We start from the raw sequence: 17,726 nt of genomic DNA, 5'->3' as shown, positions 1-17,726 counted from the left end.
GGCGGCTATGCGGGGTGGATGTTTCTGAGCCGAACGCTCGAAACGCAACAGGCGACCCACAAGGAGGGTCTGACCTCGGACACCGAGTATTTCGCCGAGAAGATAGGAGAAGTCAGAACGGTCGATGACCTGATGAAGGACAGGCGGCTTCTGCGCGTGGCCCTGGGAGCCTTCGGCCTCGGGGAGGACGTCAGAAACACCTATTTCATCCGGAAGGTCCTCGAAGAAGGCGTGTCGAACCCGGACTCGCTCGCGAACAAGCTATCCGACAAATCCTATCACGCCCTTTCGGAGGCGTTTGGCTTTGGCGCTGGGGAGGCGCGCCGCACTGGCCTTGCCGGGTTCGCGGAGGAGATCTCCAAGGCTTATGAATTGAACAGGTTCGAGATCGATGTGGGGGAGCAGAATGACGATTTCCGCCTTGCCCTGAACGCGCAGCGTGAACTTGCGGAGCTTGCGAAGGAAGAAATGGGAGGCAACGCGAAGTGGTACACGATCATGGGATCGCCTCCGCTGCGCGCCGTCTTTGAAACCGCGCTGGGATTGCCCTCTTCCCTTGCCGCGCTGGATATCGACGAGCAGCTCACGATATTTCAGGAAAAGCTGGAGCGGAAATTTGGTTCCGGCGACATCGCGCAATTCGCGGAGGACGGGAAGACCGACAAACTGGTTCAGACCTTCCTCCTCCAGTCCGAACTCAAGCAAGGAGTTCAGTCCATGTCGCCGGCCAGTGCGGCCCTGATCCTTGTGAGCGGCCGCTAGGGCACAGGCGTCTGGTAGCGTCCTGCCAAGTCTCCGCAATGTCCCGCGATGCGCAGCTTCATGCCATCGCCCCGGTCCAGTCGGCCGCAAAGGGCCTGCTGCCCGGGAAGGGTGCGCGGCGAGGACACCGGACTGAAGTCGCCGCGTTCGGATCGGAGTGGCGACCCAGCCTGCGCCTGTATTCGCCGCCGCATTGATAGCTGTCGGGCGGATGCAGAGAATCTCAGTGCCTGAATTGGCACTTTGCAGGGGTCCGCCTTGGCGCCTTGATCGTCCGCGCGTCGGCCGCGGCGGCCCGAACTGACTGGGCAACTTCCGGGGCAGTCTCGCGCTCACGGCCGGTGGCCCAAGGCGCGCCCCGCGGTCACGCTGTATGGGATCTCAGCACCACGAAACCGGCATGCGGGAGCCGAATGTCGATGGCCCCCGAGGTGCTGTCGATCGGACCGGGATTGCAGATCCCGTCGCCGCCATAGCCCGGATCGTCGCTGGAGAAGACCTCGGTCCAGGGCCGTGTCCCGATCCGGGGATGAACCAGAACATAGCCGTGAGGGAACGGCCGATCGTTCAGGCTACCGACGACGAGATAGGTTTCTGCCTCGTCCCACCGGGAGAAGGCGATGACCCGGTTCGCATTGTGCGTATAGAGGATCTCGATCTGCCGTTTCCGAAGGGCCGGCCGCGCCGCACGCAGTGCGTTGACCTCCCGGAAAAAGGCATAGAGCCCCGCACCGTCTCGCTGCGCGAGGCCGAGAAGATCCTCCTTGTGATCCAGAACTGCGTTGTATTTGAAGCGCTTGACCGCGCCGACCTCCTCTCCGAATAGGGTCATCGGGGTTCCCGCAGAGAGTGCGGTCATGCCCCAGGCGAAGCGCACACGCGCCTCGGCATAGGCGCGCGTTGCCCCGATGAGCGGCGCCGCGTTGGCCGCGACCACGAGAGACCGGTGCGAGGTGAATTCCTTGCCCGCATCCGTCATGTGCCGGTCTTCGAAGGCGCCGCTGCTGTTTCCGGCCTCGTCATGCGATTCCGGATAGACGACCCTGCGGTCGGCCGTGGCCGCAAGGACGCTCGCGAAGAGGTCCATCGCGAGGCCGCCGCGGCCCATCGAGACGGCTGCCTGGCGCAGCAGGTTCGCAGACCTGCCGGCGCGCCCGGTGTCCCCGGCCAGATTGTGATAGAAGTCGGAAAACCACCGCGCGTCGAACCCGATGCCGCCGGCCTCGACGGGCCGGGTGATCTCCTCCCACCCGGAATGGTCCTCGGCGATGAGCAACACGTCCGGGCGAACCATGCGCAGGCTGCGGCCGAATTCGCGCAGGAACTTGCCGCCGAATGCATTGGCGGCCGGGACGGGCCGGCCGTCGGCATGCAGCCGGTTGTAGCTGTGGATTGACGTCGTCTGGTCGACCCGGAACCCGTCGACATGGAATTCCGTCAGCAGGGCGATCGCGCTGCTGATGAACATCTTTCGGACCATTTCCTCGGAAAACCGTGGCGCATAGGCAGTCGAGAGATTGTCGAGATAGCCGCCGTCGCGCTCCCGGTACTGCGAGGGGTGCCCTTCGTACCAGTAGTAGAAGTCGTTCTGGGGATAGGGCGAGTCATATGCGGAGGTGGACCGTTCCGCGTCATGCGCGAAATGGTTGAAGACAACGTCGAGAAGGACCGCGAGCCCGCGCCGGTGGCATTCCCGGACGAAGAACTTGCAATGATCGCGCCCGCCGGCGCTCGACTCGATCGCGAAAGGATGTGACGGCGCATAACCCCAGTTCTCGCCGCTGCCGGCGAATTCCGCCAGCGGGAGCAGTTCCACCGCGTTGAAACCCGCGGCGGCGATGTGGTCGAGAAGGCCGATGGCATCCTCGAGCGTGCCCGGGCCGGGGCGGCCGAACCCGAGCGCGCCGACATGCAGTTCGTAGATGATCAGGTCCTCGATCCGGTTCGGCGGCCGCCTGCCTTCGGTGAACTCATCCCGCCAGAACTCCGTGGCGTCGATGAAATGGCGCTCCGGCCAGACCGGCTCGGCCCCCTCGAGATAGGGCGGGGACTCCCGGAGATAGGCGGTGACGCGGTCGGGATCGACGGTCACCGAGCAACTCACCGAGCCGCTGAGATCGGAGACCGGTCCGTCGAAGGCCGCGCCCCGCGGATTCATCGCGCCCCGGCCGATCTGGAGGCGCGAGTAGATGTCGCTCCGGTAGCGAACCGACCCGTCTTCGCGCGTGATCCGGTACATGTAGGGCAAGTGTTGCCGATAGACGCCGCCCTCGGGCAGGCCCGGGTCCCGTGGGTCGCTCACCCAGGTCCCGTCCGGACAGCGGGTGAGCGGGATCGCCGGCAGGTCGCTGCGACGGCCGGACCCGTCATCGGCGATATAGCCGCCGCGGATGTGGTCGGGCGGCAGGGCGCGATCGGCCGGGTGTCGCCCGGGATCCGTTCCGTCCCAGGTCGCGCCGAAGACCAGTTCGACGGCCTGTGCATTGGGCGCCCAGACCACGAAGCGCAGACCATCGGCGCCGCCAGCGCGCCGGACGCGGTTGGCGCCGAGCCAGCGGAGATGCGTCAGCCGGTAGCGGACCTCCTGAGCGCCGTCGCCGACGTCGAAACTGCAGAATCTCGCGCTGCTGTCGCTCCGGCCGATCTCGGTCGGAATGGCCCAGACCTCGCCGCCGTGCGGCCCCTGGAGCCCGACTCCCCAGTCGAGGCGCTGGCCGGGCGCGGCGTCGAGTTCGACCGTGGCGGTGAAGGCGACGCAGCCGCTCTCGTCCTCGACCTGCCGCATCGGACTGCGCGTCCAGTCGCGCGAGGGGCGCCCGGCTTCGTCCCAGCTTCCTGCGAGAAGCGGACTGCGCCCGTGAAAGACGCTGGTCTCCCCGAGGCAGCGTTGCGTCAGCCCGGTGTGATACCAGAATGTGACCTGAGCCATGTGATCCGTCCCTTGAAGCCGCAGGGATCCCTGCAGCCCCTCCTCGCGACCAGTCTACCATTGCCGCGCGCGGCATCGGTAGCCTCGTCGCGGGCAGAGGGTGCGCTACTTGCGCAGAAATGCGGAGAAAAACCCGTCAATCCGGCGCGCGGAGCGATTATTTCACGCTCGGCAATTGCAATCCTGCCGCGATCTGTCTGAACTGGGGATGCCGTAGGGCGGTTCCGCGCCGCGCCCGCGGACGCACCGCGCGACACGCACCGGACACAGATCGCATCCTCGGGATGCAAGGGGAGGACATCCATGAAGACATTTCTGGCCGCCGGCATCGCCGCGGCACTTGCCATAGCTTGTCCCGCACAGGCCGAGATCACGATTGCCCATGTCTACGGCAAGACCGGACCCTTCGAGGCCTATGCCAAGCAGAGCCATGTCGGCCTTGAAATGGGGATCGAATATGCGACCGGCGGAACCTGGGAAGTGAATGGCGAGAAGATCGTCATCATCGAGAAAGACACCCAGCTCAAGCCCGATATCGGCAAGGCGCTGCTCGAGGAAGCCTATGGCGACGACGATGTCGCGCTGGCGGTCGGGCCGGTCAGCTCCGGCGTGGCGCTGGCGATGCTGCCTGTGGCCGAGGAATACGAGAAGATCCTGATCGTTGAGCCGGCAGTGGCGGATTCGATCACAGGCGAGAACTGGAACCGCTATGTCTTCCGCACCGGGCGCAACTCCAGCCAGGACGCGATCTCGAACGCCGTGGCGATCGGCGGCGAGGGCGTGACCGTGGCCACGTTGGCGCAGGATTACGCCTTCGGGCGCGACGGGGTGGCCGCCTTCAGGGAGGCGCTCGAGGCGACCGGCGCGACGCTCGCCCATGAGGAATACGTGCCCACCGACACGACCGATTTCACCGCGGCCGCCGAGCGGATCTTCACCGCTCTGAAGGATATCGAGGGCGAGAAGAAACTCTGGATCATCTGGGCCGGCGGCGGCAACCCGATGGGCAAGATCAACGCGATGGATCCGGGTCGGTACGGCATCGAGATCTCCACCGGCGGCAACATCCTTGCCGCACTCACCGCCTACAAGGAACTGCCGGGCATGGAGGGCGCGACCTATTACTACTACGAAATCCCGCAGAACGAGGTGAACGACTGGCTGGTGAAGGAGCACATGGCGCGCTTCGACGCGCCGCCCGATTTCTTCACTGCCGGCGGCATGGCGGCGGGGATCGCCGTCGTCGAGGCGCTGAAGAAAGCCGGCTCGTTCGACACCGAGGATCTCATCGCGGCGATGGAAGGCATGGAATGGGAGACGCCGAAAGGCCGGATGGTGTTCCGGCCGGAGGACCACCAGGCGCTGCAGTCGATGTATCACTTCAAGACGGTCGTGAAGGACGGTGTCGATTACGGTGTGCCCGAACTGGTGCGGGAGTTGACGATCGAGGACATGGATATCCCGATCCGCAACTGATCCGCCGGATCCGGCGCCCGACGCGACGCGCCCGCCCGGTGGCAGCACCGGGCGGGCCCCGATTTCCCGGAACCATCCGGACGCACCGATGACCGCATCGCTTCTTCAGACCCGCGACCTGGCCGTCCGTTTCGGCGGCCACGTTGCGGTGGATCACGTCACCTGCGATTTTCGCGCCGGCGAGTTGACTGCGATCGTCGGACCCAACGGCGCGGGCAAGACCACCTATTTCAACCTGATCTCGGGGCAGGTCCCCGCCAGCGCGGGCAAGGTTCTGCTCAAAGGGCGGGAGGTCACCCGTCTGCCCGTCGCCGAGCGCACGCGGCGCGGCATCGGCCGGGCTTTCCAGCTGACCAACCTCTTTCCCGGCCTCAGCGTCTTCGAGAACGTCCGGCTGGTGATCCAGGCGCGCTGCCACCGCGGCTTCGACCTCTTCTCAATGGCGATGAGCCATGCCGAGATCAGCGAGGCGGCACAGGAGATCCTCGCGCGCGTGCGCCTCTGGGATCTCTCGGGCCAGCCGGTCTCGGAGCTCTCCCACGGCAACCAGCGCAAGCTCGAGGTCGCGATGCTGATCGCGCTCGACCCGAAGGTCTACATGTTCGACGAGCCCACCGCGGGCATGTCGGTGGACGAGGCGCCGGTGGTGCTCGACCTGATCGCCGGGCTAAAGGACGACGTCACGCGAACCATCCTGCTGGTCGAACACAAGATGGACGTGATCCGCACGCTGGCCGACCGGATCATCGTGCTGCACAACGGCACGCTGGCCGCGGACGGTCCGCCGGCCGAGGTCATGGCCTCGGATGTCGTGCAGGAGGCCTATATGGGCAAGGCGCTGGAAGATGTCTGAGCCGATCCTGAAACTCGAGGGCGTGTGCACCAACATCGCCCAGTATCACATCCTCCAGGGCGTGGATCTCGCGGTGTCGGCAGGCGGCGTGACCATGCTCCTGGGGCGCAACGGCGTCGGCAAGACGACGACCCTGCGCACCATCATGGGGCTCTGGCGGGCACATGCGGGCCGCGTCCTCTTCGACGGCCAGGACATCGCCGTGCTCTCCACGCCCGCCATCGCGCGCACCGGCATCGGCTTCGTGCCGGAGGATATGGGCATCTTCTCCGACCTGACGGTGGAAGAGAACATGGTGCTCGCCGCCGCCTCCGGCCCGCTCGACCCCGCGCGGCTCGACTGGATCTTTGCCGCCTTTCCGCCGATCCGGACCTTCTGGAAACAGCCGGCGGGCAATCTTTCGGGCGGGCAGAAACAGATGCTCTCGATCGCGCGCGCCATGGCCGAGGAGCGCCGGCTCTACCTGATCGACGAACCGACCAAGGGGCTCGCGCCGGCCATCGTCGCGACCATGGCCGGCGCGCTGCGCGACCTGAAGGCGCAAGGCGCCTCGATCCTCATGGTGGAGCAGAATTTCGGGGTGGCGAAACTTCTGGGAGATACCTGCGCCGTGATGGATGACGGCCGCACGATCTGGGCCGGCGAAATGCGGGAGCTGGCCGAAGACGCGGCGCTCCAGGAACGCCTGATGGGCCTCAACATGGAGAATGCATGAGCGCTCCCGACCATACCCCCACCATGGCGCGGACCGGAATTTGGCAGCGGCTCGAGCCGCACCTGCCGCTGATCCTGGTGCCGCTTCTCGCCGGTCTCGGGCTGGTGGCGATCCCGTCGCCCACTTCCTGGCTCACGCTCACGGTCTCGGGGCTCGCAATGGGGATGATGATCTTCATCATGGCCTCCGGCATGACGCTGGTCTTCGGCCTGATGGACGTGATCAATTTCGGCCACGGCGCCTTCATCTCGGTCGGCGCCTTTGTCGGCATCTCGATCCTGCTGGCGCTTGGTTCCATGACCGGCACGCCATCCCTCTGGCTCAACCTTGCGGCGGTCCTGCTGGCGATCCTCGGCGCCGCGCTGGCCACCGCCGCGCTCGGCCTCGCCTTCGAGAAGGTGATCGTCGAACCGGTCTATGGCGCGCATCTGAAACAGATCCTTGTCACCATGGGCGGGCTGATCATCGTCGAGCAACTGATCCTTGTTCTCTGGGGTCCGGACGAGATCTTCTTCACCCGGCCCGAGGCGCTCAAGGGCGCCGTCACCTTTGCCGGCGCTGCGATCGAGAAGTATCGGCTCGTCGCCGTGGGCTTCGGCCTCGCGCTCTTCCTCGCGATGCGCTGGATCCTGCGATCGACCAAGATCGGTCTGATCGTCCGCGCCGGCGTTGAGAATGGCGAGATGGTCGAGGCGCTGGGCTACCGCCTGCGGCTGGTCTTCGTCGGCGTCTTCGTCGCGGGCTCGGCGCTCGCCGGGCTCGGCGGGGTGATGTGGGGGCTCTACCAGGAGGTCATCACCGCCCATATGGGCGCGGACCTCATGGTGCTGATCTTCATCGTCGTCATCATCGGCGGGCTGGGCTCGGTCGAGGGCTGTTTCATCGGCGCGCTGCTCGTGGGGCTGATGCAGAACTACATCGCGTTCCTGCAGCCGAAGCTGGCGCTGATTTCGAATATCGGCCTGATGGTGGCGATCCTGATGTGGCGGCCGCAGGGCATGATGCCGGTGGTGAAGGCGAAATAGATGCTGACACGGCTCCTCTCCGGCGACGGCCCCCGCTCGCTCCCGCTGGCACTGATCCTGCTGGCGATTTTCCTCTGCCTGGCGCTTGCGCCCTTCCTCTTTCCCGGCACGCGCTCTGTCGACACCGCGGCGCGGATCTGCGTCTTCATCCTGCTGGTGGCGAGCTATGACCTGACGCTCGGCTATGCCGGCATCGTCTCCTTTGCTCATACCATGTTCTTTGGCATGGGGGCCTATGGTGTGGCGCTCGCCTCGACCCATCTCGGGCGCGGGTTCGACGCGCTGGTGCTCGGCACGCTGGCCGGCGCGCTGGCGGCGGCGGTCTTCGCGCTTCTGATCGGGCTCTTCTCGCTGCGCGTCCGGGCGATCTTTTTCGCCATGATCACGCTTGCCGTCGCCTCCGCCGTCGCGGTGCTGGTGAGCCAGCTTTCCGGGCTGACCGGCGGCGAGGACGGGCTCAATTACCAGATTCCGCGCGCGCTCACGGCGGCCCAGAAATACCTCGACGAGCCCGTCTTGGGCGTGCGTATCAACGGCAAGCTCCTCAACTACTACCTCGTCTTCGCTGCCTCGACCGCGCTTTTCCTGGTCCTCCTGCGCATCGTCAACTCGCCCTTCGGCCGGGTCTTGCAGGCGATCCGCGAGAACGACTTCCGCGCCGAGGCGATCGGCTACCGCGTGGTCTATTACCGCACGATCGCCACCTGCGTTTCTGCGGTTGCCGCGGCACTGGCCGGGTCGCTCTATGCGATCTGGCTGCGCTATGTCGGCCCGGACACCACGCTCTCCTTCGAGATCATGGTCGACATCCTGCTGATGGTGGTCATCGGCGGCATGGGAACGATGTATGGTGCGGTGATCGGCGCGACGCTCTTTATCCTGGCGCAGAACTACCTTCAGGGCCTGATGGGCGCCGCCGCGGCCGGGCTCGAAGGTGTGCCGCTCTTGCCCGGCCTGCTCGATCCCGACCGCTGGCTGCTCTGGCTGGGTGTGCTCTTCGTGCTCAGCGTCTATTTCTTCCCGACCGGAATCGCCGGGCGGTTGCGCGGCGAGTGACGGCCCGGGTCCGACCGGGCCGCCAGTGAAATGGCGGTGGCCTCCGGGAAAGGCATCGACATCATTTAAGTGAGCCCCGAGGATACGGCGCATGGACAAGCTCTCGGTGATGAACGCCTATTGCCGGATCGTCGAACGCGGCAGCATCGCGCGCGCCGCGGAGGATCTCGGCGTGTCCGCAGCGCTTCTGAGCCGGGAACTCAAGCTTCTGGAAAAGAGCCTCGGATGCAGCCTGATCACGCGCACCACGCGCCGCATGTCGCTGACCGATGCCGGCCGCCATTACTACGAGGAATCCCTGGGCATTCTCGGCGCAGTCGGACAGGTTGAGGACAGGATCCGCGCCGGCACCGGCGTGATCCGGGGCCACCTCCGGGTAAACGCGTCGAGCTCCTTCGGGCAGATGGTGATCGCGCCCCTGCTGCCGGATTTCCTCTCTGCCTATCCGGACCTGAAATTTACCTTGTCGATGGACGACCGGGTCGTCGACATGATCGAGGGCGGTTTCGATGTCTCGATCCGCATCCGGCCGGCGATGCCGGACTCCTCGTTGCTCGCCCGGCGGATCGGCATCATGCGCCAGCGGATCTTTGCCGCGCCCGCCTATCTGGAGCGCGCCGGGACGCCACGCACGCCCGAAGACCTCTCCGCGCATCGTATCGTTGGATTCCTGCTCGCCGATCACCTGACGGAATGGACGCTGGCCGGGCCGGACGGCGAGGCCGTCATCCCGCTCGACCCGCGGGTTCGGGTCGGCAACAGCCTCGTGTTGCGCGACCTTCTGGTCGCTGGTCAGGGGGTCGGCACGCTGCCGGATTTCGTCTCTCGCGGGACGGAGGCGCGCGGCGACCTCGTCCGCGTCCTGCCGCAGCACGAGTTGCCGGCGCCCGAGATCTTCGCCGTGACCGCCTCGCGCCTCGGCATGGATGCGAAGGTCTCGGCCTTCATCGAGCACCTTCGCGCAGCGCTGAAGAACCGGGATCCCTGACAAGACGGAGGCAAGGGGCCGGCTGTGCCAACCCGCTACGACATCGCCGGACCCGGCTCTGCGAAACTCTCCACGCGGAATGTCTCAAGCACGTAGTCGCGGCCCCAGTGGTCCGGCGGCAGGCCGGCTTTGCGCTTGAGCCCCTCGAGAAAGGCGCGCGGGTCGGCGAGCGTCTCCCAGACCGACGGCAGAAACACACCGCGGCGGCCACCGGAGGACAGGATGAGCCCATCCTTGCCGGGCGTGATCCGGGCGAGGGCCTCCGCCTCGTCGGCGCAGCGCAGCGGCTTTGGCCGGCCCAGCACGGATATCGAGATCCGCAGGCGGTCCAGCAGCTCCGCGGTCACGGGCGGGAAGCGCGGGTCATGAAAGCCCGCGCGCAGAGCGTTTTCCACAACGTCCTCGACGAGCGGGCGGTGGGGCGTGAGCGAGCCGATGCAACCGCGCAGTGCGCCAGCCTCGGTGAGGGTCACGAAGCTTGCCGCAAAGGTCTGCAACGGCGTGAGATTGCTTTCGGCGTGCGGCGCCGCGCGCCCGCCGATAAGACGGGTCCGGATCGCGTCCCGCGCGATCCCGAGCAGCGTGGAACGCGCCCCATGGGTCAGCATCGCCGCACCGGACGGGTAGAACGCCCAGGCGCCATAGCCCACGACCCTGTCGCGATCCCCGGTCACCGCTGCGCTGTCGCCCATGCCGAGCCGCAGCGCCCTGGCGCCCTGACCGGCCTCCGAGAGCAGCCAGCCGCGGAGGCCGGTGGCGCCGCAGGCATTGTCGGGTCTCAGTGCCTCCGCCTCGCCGGTCTCGATCAGACGCGCGGTCTCGGCGTCTTTCCGCGTCGCCTCGTCCTGGGTCAGGAAGTGGCTGAGATCGGAGGACAGGACCGTGAGCGTGTCAGGATCCGCGAGCGCGTCCAGTGCGGCGGCCACCTGCGTGGCCGGCACGTCGCCGCAGACGAGCGGCACGAGTCTCGCTTCCGGCCAGAGGCTGCGGATAAAGGGAAGCTGGGTCTCGATCCCGTGCTCGTTGTCATGTGCGGCGTCTTCCTGATGCGCGAGGCCGGCGTCGGCGAGGGCGGCGCAGGCGCGCCGGTCGATGGCAAGGGGACCGAGCGGGGTCGCGAAGACGTCCTGGCTCGGGAACGCAAGGCCCCGAAACCAGTACCGGTGCGAGGGTGACACGACGACAACCCGCGCGGGCGTCCAGGTCACCGACGCGAAGGACAGCCCGGCGAAGCGCCCCGAATAGGCGTATCCGGCGTGAGCCGACACGATGGCGCAGGGCGGTGCCGCGCCGGCCTCCCCTGCTGCCTGCAGGCAGGCCTCGACTTCGGCGGCGAGGACCCGGGCGTCAGCCGGAAAGAACGTGCCGGCGAAACGGCAATGGCGTTCGGACATCTTCCATTCCATGATCGTCGCCCCCTGTCTGTCGGGGACATGGCGCCCTATATGATACATGATACCACAAAAGGAGAGGCTCCGCTGCATACCGCGCGCTATTGGTCATCCCGGCCCGAGGACGGGCGGCTCGTCTGCGAGCTCTGCCCGCGCTTCTGCGCGTTGAAGCCAGGCCAGCGTGGGCTCTGCTTCGTGCGCAAGGCCGAGGGCAACCGGATCGTTCTCGACACTTATGGCCGCTCCTCGGGCTTCTGCATCGACCCGATCGAGAAGAAGCCGCTCAACCACTTCCTTCCCGGCACGCCGGTCCTCAGCTTCGGCACCGCGGGCTGCAACCTCGCCTGCAAGTTTTGCCAGAACCACGAGATCTCGAAGAGCCGCGAGGTCGCCAGCCTCTCGGACCACGCCACGCCGGAGATGATCGCCGATGCGGCCGAGAGAGCCGGCGCGGCATCGGTCGCCTATACCTACAACGACCCGGTGATCTTTCATGAATACGCCGTCGACATCGCGGCGGCCTGCCATGCGAAGGGCATCCGCAGCGTCGCAGTGACCGCGGGCTATATCTGTCCCGAGCCACGGTCGGAGTTCTTCGCGCATATGGATGCCGCCAATATCGACCTGAAGGCCTTTACCGAGAGGTTCTACCACGACCTCACGGCCTCGCATCTCGCCCCGATATTGGAAACCATCGAATATGTGGCCAAGGAAACCGACTGCTGGCTCGAACTGACCACGCTCCTGATCCCCGGCCACAACGATAGCGACCGTGAGTTGACCGAGATGTCGGAATGGATCATGGACCGGCTCGGCCCGGACGTCCCGCTGCATTTCTCGGCCTTTCACCCCGACCACCGGATGTCCGACGTGCCGCCGACGCCGCAGGCAACGCTGCTGCGCGCGCGGGACATCGCCCGCGCCGCGGGGTTGCACCATGTCTATGTCGGCAACACGCACCACTTGGACGGGCAGTCGAGCTATTGCGCGGGCTGCGGGGAACGGGTGATCGGCCGCGACTGGTATCTCCTCACCGACTGGAACCTGACCGATGACGGGTGCTGCCGGTCCTGCGGAAACCGCTTTCCCGGCGTGATCGAGGGGCCGCCGGGCAACTGGGGCCGCAAGCGTCAGCCGGTCCGGATTTCTGCCCCCACCTGACACGTCCTGCCCCGGCGGCCATTCCACCCGGCCTGTTGGCCCGACAAACACCCTGCTCGTCGCCGCGATCACGGCCCGCCGCAGTTCCAGCGGGCCGGATGTGACCTTACGTCAATTTTCTTGACAGGTTCGAAAGCCGGGTGCGAAGCTTCCCGGATAGGTTGCAGCGCACAGCAATAGCGCGAAATCCCCGTCCTGCCGGGCCGGACCGGCGGGAACGCCGCGACGACGAAACGAGGATTGCCATGCCGAAAGGACGACCTCACGTCACTGCCGCCGACGACCCGCTTCGCCTCCGAGCCGCGCTCGCGATTCTTTGTCTGATCCTGCCGTCCGCCGGAGTTGCCGCCGCGGATTGCACGCTCGGCGGAGCTGCCTATTCCAGCGGTTCCTCTGCCTGCATCCCGCGGACGCAGGGAACCGACGTGGTATCGGTCCTGCATTCCTGCGAGGACGGGCAGTGGGTTTCCGAAGGCAGTGTTTGCCCGGAGAGCTACGCCTATTTCTGCAAGGTCGGCCCTTACGCGATGGAGATCGGCGAGACCTTCCTGCTCGGGAGCGGCCCGCAGGCGATCCGGTGTGACTTTCCGGGCGTGCTCTCGCTCGCGTCGGCCGGTCCCGGGACAGACAGCGCGGTTGCCACCGTAGCGGACGCGGCAGACCCGATGGCGCCGAGCCGGATCGTCCGGCGGGTGCAGGCGTTCCTGACGTCCGAAGGAACCGGGGGCTCTTTCGGCATCGACTGCGGCGGTGCGGATTGCAGCGGCCTGGCCGACGCCGCGACCATCGATGCTGTCGCCACGCATCTTACCGTCAACATCGAGAATCTCACGGCTGAGGAGAAGGCGCGTTTCGGCATTCCGGCCGGGGACGGAACAGCAGAGATCGGCCATCTCAGCCCGATCGACCTTTTCCCGCTCTTTGTCGAGACATTCGACATTCCGGACTTCGACTGAGGGAGTGGCGCCATGCGTATCGCGGCGAGCATTTCGGACGATTTCCCGCAACTCGGCGGCGCCATCGAGGGGCTCTCCGAGAGTGTCGCGGCCAATCCCGCGCTCCGGGAAGCGCTGGAGGCGGCCTGTGCGGGCAGGCTCGACAAGCTGGACCATGCGCTCGGATATCCGACCAATCCCTGGATCGCTCTCGCCGAGCCGGGCGAGATCGAAGGGAGCGATCCGCGGGGCCACTACATTTCGACGCGGCGCAACACCATTGTGCTCGCGCGCGGCCTCGCCGAAGCGCTGGACGCCGGCGGCGAGGAGGCGATGCGGGCGGTGACGGTGGCGGCGCTGCGCGGCCTCGTCCACTGGATCGCCGGCACCGAGTGGATCACTCCGGACGCCGCGCCCGGCCAGGCGTTCGAGGCCGCGCTGCTGGCCCAACCGCTCGCGCCGCCGACGCATGACGCCCCGGCGACGACCGCGGAGCCGGTTCAGCCGGCAGCAGATGACGGCTCGTCCCCGGTTGCTTTCCGGCTCGGCGCGGCGATCCTCGACATCGCCCGCCGCCATATCGGTCAGCGCTATGCCTTCTCGCCGACGCCAGATTACGACGACCCGAACTGGTCCGGCCCGTTCGACTGCGCCGAATACGCCTCCTATTGCGCCTGGCGGGCCTATCGCATCCCCTATGGCGTAAACCGCGATCCGCAGAAGCGGTTCAACTCCTATTCGGGTTACTGGCAACGGGACGCGGTCGACCGCGGTCTGAAGATCGCCTGGCGCGATGCGTTGCAGATCCCCGGCGCGATCCTGTTGCGCTTTCCGCCGCGCGGGTCGCCACCGCCCTACGGGCATGTCGCGATTTCCCTCGGGAATGGCGGCGACACCTACGAGGCGCATGGACGCGCTCGCGGTGTCTGCCAGCACAATGCGTTGAACCGAAGCTGGGATTGCGCGGTGCTGCTGCCCGGCGTCCTCTACGACCTGCCGGACGGGATCGGCAGCGACCTGCTGGTGTTCAAGCTCCTCGACCCGCCAGCGGGCCACAGCCCCATCGTCGAGCGCGCGCAGACGCGGCTCGTCGAGCTGAGCCTGCTCGTCGAGCGTCAGGTCAACGGCATCTACGACGCCGCGACGGCCGATGCGGTGGCCGCCTTCCAGGAGGATCGCGGTCTGGCGGTGGATGGCGAACTGGGGCCGGAGACCGGCCGCGCCCTCGGGCTGGGCGAGATCTGGGAGGCGGCGCCGGTGGCCGACCGCCCGGCGTTGGCTGCGGCGCCACCGGTTCGGGACGCCGCGATCGAGGCCGAGATCCTGACGCTCGCCCGCACGCTTTACGGCGAGGCGCGGGGCGAGCCGCGCGAGGGGCAGGAGGCCGTGGCCAACGTGATCCTGAACCGCGTCCGGTCGGCGCGCTATCCGAACACGATTGCGAAGGTCTGCCTGCAACGGTGGCAATTCTCCTGCTGGAACGAATCCGATCCGAACCGGCGCGTCATCGAGGCGCTGGAACCCGGCGCGAACCCGGTCTTCGACGCGCTGCTCGAGATCGCGGCGGCAGCGGTCTTCGGCCGTCTGCCTGTCCGGGTTGCCGGCGCCCTGCATTACTACGCGAGCAGTATTGCCCAGCCACGCTGGGTCCGGAAATCCCCCGGGGCGACTCTGGTCGCGACCATCGGAAGGCACCTGTTCTGGAGCGGGATTCGCTGACGTCAGGGCAACGCGCGGTAGCGCCAAATGCTTCGGCGTGGTAAATTCCGGATCAGGCGCGCGAATTATTTTCCATTCCGGATCCCGGATGCGGGTCGGATATTGGTATTTCGTCGGTGATTGGATCATGGAATTCAGACCTTTCCCGCAGACCATTTTCGGCCCTCGCCCAATTCCGTCGGGCGCGGCGCCAGATCCATTCCGGCAAATGGAGCGGCGCGAATGACACGTCTTTTCGATTTTTTCGGCGCCGAACCACGGGTGGAACGGCAGCCCAATGCTTTGACGGTTTCCGCTGAACGCAGCCTCGGCAGTCTGATGTCGGCAATCGAATCGACGCGCCCGGACTGGGTCGTCGTCCGCCGCCGGCACGAATTCACCGGGGAGCATTTCGTCTACGCCTTTCGTGTGGAGGAAATCCGCGACATCGCCGGAGAGCCGGGCGCGCACTGGCAGGTGGCCCTGGTCGACGGTCTGGGCCTCCATGAATGGGGGTCGAGCCTTCAGGCGCGCGGCGACCGGGTCGTCACCGAGGACACCTACAACCGCCAGGGGCCAGCGGCCGAGAGGGTTGTCGAGTTCGACTCCACGGGAAGCGTCGTCGCGCTCGCTTATCCGGCCGAACCCGATGTCGCGTCCCCGCAGCTCGACCTGCCTGGCTCCGATTTCCCAGTGGAGGCGGATTTCGACTTGGAAGATGCCGGTGCTCCAGAAGGAGACCTGGGTCCGGTTGCCCCGATGCCGTCCGTCGACGATCTGGACTTCGATCTCGAGTTTCCGCGCCACGATGGCGGCGCAATGGAAGAGAGCGCGCCGAGCGCCGAACCGAGCTACGAAGATGCGGCCGAGGAGCCGATGGAGGAAACCGCGGCGCCGGAGGAGGAGGGATCGCCGGCCGAACCCGAGTTGTCCTTCGAAGAATTCGACCTCGACCGGGAGTTCGGTGTGGGCGATGCGTCGCCGGCAGAGGAGCACCGGCCGCAGCCGTCATTTGCGCCGCGTGAACCTGCGGACGCTCCGGCAGCGCCGGAGGAGGACGACATCATTCCCGGCGCATTCGAGATCGACTTCGGCGCAACCGGGACACCTCAGGACGACGACACGGACGGCGACCTGCTCGTCCTTGGCGCGCCGCGCGGGGCCGGCGATGCCGAGGCGGCGTCGCCCGCGACCGTCGACATGACGCTGTCGGCCAATGCGCCGGCGGAGCTCGAAGTCGGGACAGAGGCCACGATCCTCTACCTGCTCGAACGCAGCGCGGTCGCTCGCCCGTTGATACACGCGATCCGGACGGCGGCGCGGACGGACCGGTCGATCACCGTGATGCTGGCGATGCACGGGCCAGCGCTCGAGTTGATTGGGCAATCTATCCACGTCGTGGACCCACCTTCGGCCGACCAGCCGCGCTCGGGGTTCTTCCGGGTGCGCGGGCGTGAAGCGGGTGCGGCACGCATGGAGCTTGCCTTCTTGCAGGAGGGCTCGCAGCTGGGCGTGATCGGGCTGGAGATGGAGGTGGTTGAAGACGAAGCGAGCACCGTCGCCGCGCCGCGCCGCGTTCCGGCGCGCCCGCCGCGTGTGGCCGACGCGGGCACGCTCCTGCTGAGGATCAGCGAAAGGATGACGGGCGACGAGTTCCGCTACGAGTATTTCCTCTACGGGCCGAAGCTCGGGGTGGTGGAGAATTTCCTCTCCGAACCGCTTCGGGATGCCGGCGGTGGCCGGGCGCGGACCGAGATCGATTTCGTACGCCGCATCTATGAGCGCGTGACCCCGGAGCTCCGGTCCAGCGCCGATTTGCGGCAATTGACGAGCGATCTCAGGCGGATCGGCCAGATGCTGTCGCGGGAGCTCTTCCCCGATGATGCGATCCGGCGGCTCTGGCCGATGCGGGACCGGATCGAAGTGATCCAGGTGGTTTCCTTCGAACCCTATGTGCCATGGGAGCTGGTGCGGCTCGAGCATCCCGACAGCCAGGAGGTTGACGACAGGTTCCTCGCAGAATACGGGCTCGTGCGCAGCTCCGCGGGGGTCGAGGCGGCGCAGACGCTGGAACTGGGCGACTGGTGCTGGATGGCGGCGAACTTCCCGATGGGCTCGCTTGCCGCGGTCGGCAGCGAGACCGATTTCTTCACCGGTCCCGACCCGGCCCTGGTAAATCCGCAGATCCGTCTCGACTCGATCGAGCCGACCGTCGATGCATTGCTCGAGACGCTATCGCGCGGCGAGTTCGACGTCCTCCACCTCGCCTGCCATGCCGAGAGCGACCATGATGCGATCGAGGGCGCCCGGCTGATCATCGGCGACCGGCCGGGACCGGAAGGCGCGGCCACGCGGCTTGGCGTCGACACCGTGTCGATCCAGGCCGAGGCGCGCCTGAAGGCACGCCGGCCGCTGGTTTTCCTCAATGCCTGCGAGACCGGCCGGGAGGGTGTGGTGTTGACCTCCTGGGGTGGCTGGCCGAAGGTCTTCATGGAGCGCGGGGCTGGGGCCTTCGTGGGATCGTCCTGGCCGGTCTATGACCGCCCGGCCGCCGCCTTCGCCCGGCAGTTCTACCGCGTGCTGCTGAACGGCGAGTCCCTCGCCCGGGCGGCGCGGGAAGCCCGGAACGCCGCCAAGGGATTCGGCGATGCCTCCTGGCTCGCCTTCAAGATCTATGGCGATCCGGCCGCGCATTGCCCGGTCCCGCCCTTCGATCCGTTCGCCTGACCCGACTCCG

The 17,726-nt window shown here is 66.8% G+C and carries 13 protein-coding genes; 11 read left to right on the top strand and 2 right to left on the bottom strand.

Going from position 1 to position 17,726, the window contains the following annotated elements:
• Positions 1-18: 18 nt before the first annotated feature.
• Positions 19-762 (top strand): DUF1217 domain-containing protein, encoded by a 744-nt coding sequence (locus EU800_RS28205; protein ID WP_242500571.1) that lies wholly within the window; start codon positions 19-21, stop codon positions 760-762.
• Positions 763-1,126: 364 nt separating this feature from the next.
• Here EU800_RS28205 and EU800_RS28200 read toward each other — a convergent pair whose 3' ends face one another.
• On the bottom strand, positions 1,127-3,691 hold the full coding sequence (locus tag EU800_RS28200) for an alpha-amylase family glycosyl hydrolase (protein WP_129633179.1): 2,565 nt from the start codon (positions 3,689-3,691) through the stop codon (positions 1,127-1,129).
• Positions 3,692-3,994: 303 nt separating this feature from the next.
• Between EU800_RS28200 and EU800_RS28195 the strand changes: the two genes are divergently transcribed.
• The 6 genes from EU800_RS28195 to EU800_RS28170 all read left to right on the top strand — a co-directional run bounded on the left by EU800_RS28195 (position 3,995) and on the right by EU800_RS28170 (position 9,804).
• A complete protein-coding gene (locus EU800_RS28195; RefSeq protein ID WP_129633177.1) occupies positions 3,995-5,167 on the top strand; it encodes a substrate-binding domain-containing protein in 1,173 nt (390 codons plus the stop codon).
• A gap of 88 nt (positions 5,168-5,255) precedes the next feature.
• Entirely contained in the window at positions 5,256-6,020 is a 765-nt protein-coding gene (locus EU800_RS28190) for an ABC transporter ATP-binding protein (protein ID WP_129633175.1), read from the top strand.
• Positions 6,013-6,735: an ABC transporter ATP-binding protein gene (locus EU800_RS28185; protein WP_129633173.1), complete on the top strand. Its 723-nt coding sequence runs from the start codon at positions 6,013-6,015 to the stop codon at positions 6,733-6,735. The genes EU800_RS28190 and EU800_RS28185 overlap by 8 nt, the downstream gene beginning before the upstream one ends.
• Positions 6,732-7,760 carry a branched-chain amino acid ABC transporter permease gene (locus EU800_RS28180; protein ID WP_129633171.1) on the top strand — a complete coding sequence of 343 codons (1,029 nt, stop codon included), beginning with the start codon at positions 6,732-6,734 and terminating at the stop codon, positions 7,758-7,760. The genes EU800_RS28185 and EU800_RS28180 overlap by 4 nt, the downstream gene beginning before the upstream one ends.
• Complete coding sequence (locus EU800_RS28175; protein WP_129633169.1) at positions 7,761-8,816, top strand: branched-chain amino acid ABC transporter permease; 1,056 nt, start codon at positions 7,761-7,763, stop codon at positions 8,814-8,816.
• Positions 8,817-8,907: 91 nt separating this feature from the next.
• Positions 8,908-9,804 carry a LysR family transcriptional regulator gene (locus EU800_RS28170; RefSeq protein ID WP_129633167.1) on the top strand — a complete coding sequence of 299 codons (897 nt, stop codon included), beginning with the start codon at positions 8,908-8,910 and terminating at the stop codon, positions 9,802-9,804.
• A gap of 35 nt (positions 9,805-9,839) precedes the next feature.
• On the opposite strand, the gene amrB is transcribed toward EU800_RS28170, so the two are convergent.
• The gene (amrB, locus tag EU800_RS28165) at positions 9,840-11,198 is read right to left on the bottom strand and encodes an AmmeMemoRadiSam system protein B (RefSeq protein ID WP_165354663.1); all 1,359 of its coding nucleotides are present in this window, start codon (positions 11,196-11,198) and stop codon (positions 9,840-9,842) included.
• Between the two features lie 51 nt (positions 11,199-11,249).
• On the opposite strand from amrB, the gene amrS reads away from it, so the two are divergent.
• The 4 genes from amrS to EU800_RS28145 all read left to right on the top strand — a co-directional run bounded on the left by amrS (position 11,250) and on the right by EU800_RS28145 (position 17,716).
• Positions 11,250-12,356 carry an AmmeMemoRadiSam system radical SAM enzyme gene (gene amrS / locus EU800_RS28160; protein ID WP_207209907.1) on the top strand — a complete coding sequence of 369 codons (1,107 nt, stop codon included), beginning with the start codon at positions 11,250-11,252 and terminating at the stop codon, positions 12,354-12,356.
• A gap of 245 nt (positions 12,357-12,601) precedes the next feature.
• Positions 12,602-13,312 carry a hypothetical protein gene (locus tag EU800_RS28155; protein WP_129633161.1) on the top strand — a complete coding sequence of 237 codons (711 nt, stop codon included), beginning with the start codon at positions 12,602-12,604 and terminating at the stop codon, positions 13,310-13,312.
• Positions 13,313-13,324: 12 nt separating this feature from the next.
• Positions 13,325-15,010, top strand: coding sequence for a cell wall hydrolase (locus tag EU800_RS28150; protein WP_129633159.1), 1,686 nt, complete (start codon positions 13,325-13,327; stop codon positions 15,008-15,010).
• Positions 15,011-15,232: 222 nt separating this feature from the next.
• Entirely contained in the window at positions 15,233-17,716 is a 2,484-nt protein-coding gene (locus tag EU800_RS28145) for a CHAT domain-containing protein (protein ID WP_129633157.1), read from the top strand.
• Positions 17,717-17,726 lie beyond the last annotated feature (10 nt).

The sequence above is a fragment of the Tropicimonas sp. IMCC6043 genome, assembly GCF_004146235.1.
GTDB lineage: Bacteria > Pseudomonadota > Alphaproteobacteria > Rhodobacterales > Rhodobacteraceae > Tropicimonas.
This window is presented reverse-complemented; position numbering and strand designations above follow the sequence as displayed.

Coding starts and splice junctions, on each gene's coding strand:
- EU800_RS28150 (WP_129633159.1), top strand. CDS start 13,325: ATGCGTATCGCGGCGAGCATTTCGGACGATTTCCCGCAACTCGGCGGC.
- EU800_RS28185 (WP_129633173.1), top strand. CDS start 6,013: ATGTCTGAGCCGATCCTGAAACTCGAGGGCGTGTGCACCAACATCGCC.
- EU800_RS28145 (WP_129633157.1), top strand. CDS start 15,233: ATGACACGTCTTTTCGATTTTTTCGGCGCCGAACCACGGGTGGAACGG.
- amrB (WP_165354663.1), bottom strand. CDS start 11,198: ATGTCCGAACGCCATTGCCGTTTCGCCGGCACGTTCTTTCCGGCTGAC.
- amrS (WP_207209907.1), top strand. CDS start 11,250: ATGATACATGATACCACAAAAGGAGAGGCTCCGCTGCATACCGCGCGC.
- EU800_RS28155 (WP_129633161.1), top strand. CDS start 12,602: ATGCCGAAAGGACGACCTCACGTCACTGCCGCCGACGACCCGCTTCGC.
- EU800_RS28195 (WP_129633177.1), top strand. CDS start 3,995: ATGAAGACATTTCTGGCCGCCGGCATCGCCGCGGCACTTGCCATAGCT.
- EU800_RS28190 (WP_129633175.1), top strand. CDS start 5,256: ATGACCGCATCGCTTCTTCAGACCCGCGACCTGGCCGTCCGTTTCGGC.
- EU800_RS28180 (WP_129633171.1), top strand. CDS start 6,732: ATGAGCGCTCCCGACCATACCCCCACCATGGCGCGGACCGGAATTTGG.
- EU800_RS28205 (WP_242500571.1), top strand. CDS start 19: ATGTTTCTGAGCCGAACGCTCGAAACGCAACAGGCGACCCACAAGGAG.
- EU800_RS28200 (WP_129633179.1), bottom strand. CDS start 3,691: ATGGCTCAGGTCACATTCTGGTATCACACCGGGCTGACGCAACGCTGC.
- EU800_RS28170 (WP_129633167.1), top strand. CDS start 8,908: ATGGACAAGCTCTCGGTGATGAACGCCTATTGCCGGATCGTCGAACGC.
- EU800_RS28175 (WP_129633169.1), top strand. CDS start 7,761: ATGCTGACACGGCTCCTCTCCGGCGACGGCCCCCGCTCGCTCCCGCTG.